The organism is Methylobacterium sp. WL18 (assembly GCF_008040015.1).
GTDB classification, from domain to species: domain Bacteria; phylum Pseudomonadota; class Alphaproteobacteria; order Rhizobiales; family Beijerinckiaceae; genus Methylobacterium; species Methylobacterium mesophilicum.
This window is the reverse complement of the sequence record NZ_VRVD01001013.1, coordinates 1-1,106: the sequence shown is the minus strand read 5'-3', so window position 1 is coordinate 1,106 and position 1,106 is coordinate 1. Positions and strand designations below refer to the sequence as shown.

Below are 1,106 nucleotides of genomic sequence, written 5' to 3'. Positions count from 1 at the left end.
GCCCAGAGCAGTCCGGCGGCGCCGAACCCCGCGCCGTAGAACAGGCCGAGTGCGAAGGGCAGGCCGATGACGCCGAGCGGCATCGCCCACAGGAACTCGTCGGCCTCCACCAGGAAGGCCTGGCCGAGCCACCACAGTCCGGCGGTGAGGTAGCCGAAGCCCCAGGCCCAGCCGATCAGGACGCAGGGCCAGACGCGCCGCAGCGCGGTCCGCTCCGCGCCCGCACCGTCGATGAGCCAGACCGCCACCGACAGGGACACGGCCAGGGCGGGCAGGAACCCGTAGGGCGGCATCGCCAGGGCGCCCACCGCACCGGCAAGCCAAGCCAGCCCGAGCCGCCGCCAACCGGTCGACCGGGTGATCGCCAGCACGAAGCCCGGGGACGGGCGGCCCATGGGACCGCTCGGTGCGGCCGAGTCCCGGGCATGCCCCGCGGTCAGGACCGCCACGCAGCACCCGTCACGCGAAGCCCCTCATGGATGCGGCGTCTCGGGAGCCGGCGTCGGGGTCGGTGGCGGCAGGGCGAGCGGCACCACGGTGCTGATCCGCGCCGGACCCTTGTGGAAGCGCAGGCGCTTCAGGCGCCGGGGGTCGGCGTCGAGCACCTCGAATTCGAGGTCGCCCGGCCCCACGATCAGCTCGCCGCGGGACGGGACCCGGCCGGCCAGGGTGACGATCATGCCGCCAAGGGTGTCGATCTCCTCGGCCATGTCGCCGACCGCCGCCACGAGGTCGACCCCGGTGGCCTCCGAGACCTCGGCCAGGGGCGTGCGGGCATCGGCCACGAACACGTCGTCCTCGCCATCGACCCGCTGGACTTGCTTGGCCTCGGCAACGTCGTGCTCGTCCTCGATGTCGCCGACCACGACCTCGATCAGATCCTCGATGGAGATCAGCCCGTCGGTCCCGCCATACTCGTCGATGACCAGGGCCATGTGGGTGCGCGTCGCCTGCATCCGCACCAGCAGGTCGATGGCCGGCATGGAGGGCGGCACGAACAGAACGGGCCGCTGAATGCGGGCGGCGGCCAGCGTCGTGCTGAGATCGACCTTGCCGAGATCCAGCGCCCGGGGCAGCCGCACCGGCGGGCGACGGGCCGGGCGCGG

1 protein-coding gene and 1 pseudogene are annotated in these 1,106 nt (G+C 73.4%); both read right to left on the bottom strand.

Going from position 1 to position 1,106, the window contains the following annotated elements:
• Positions 1-395: pseudogene (locus FV228_RS30535) on the bottom strand (apolipoprotein N-acyltransferase); the annotation flags it as partial.
• Between the two features lie 78 nt (positions 396-473).
• On the bottom strand, positions 474-1,106 hold a 633-nt coding region (locus FV228_RS30530; protein ID WP_147857830.1), incomplete at its 5' end, for a transporter associated domain-containing protein.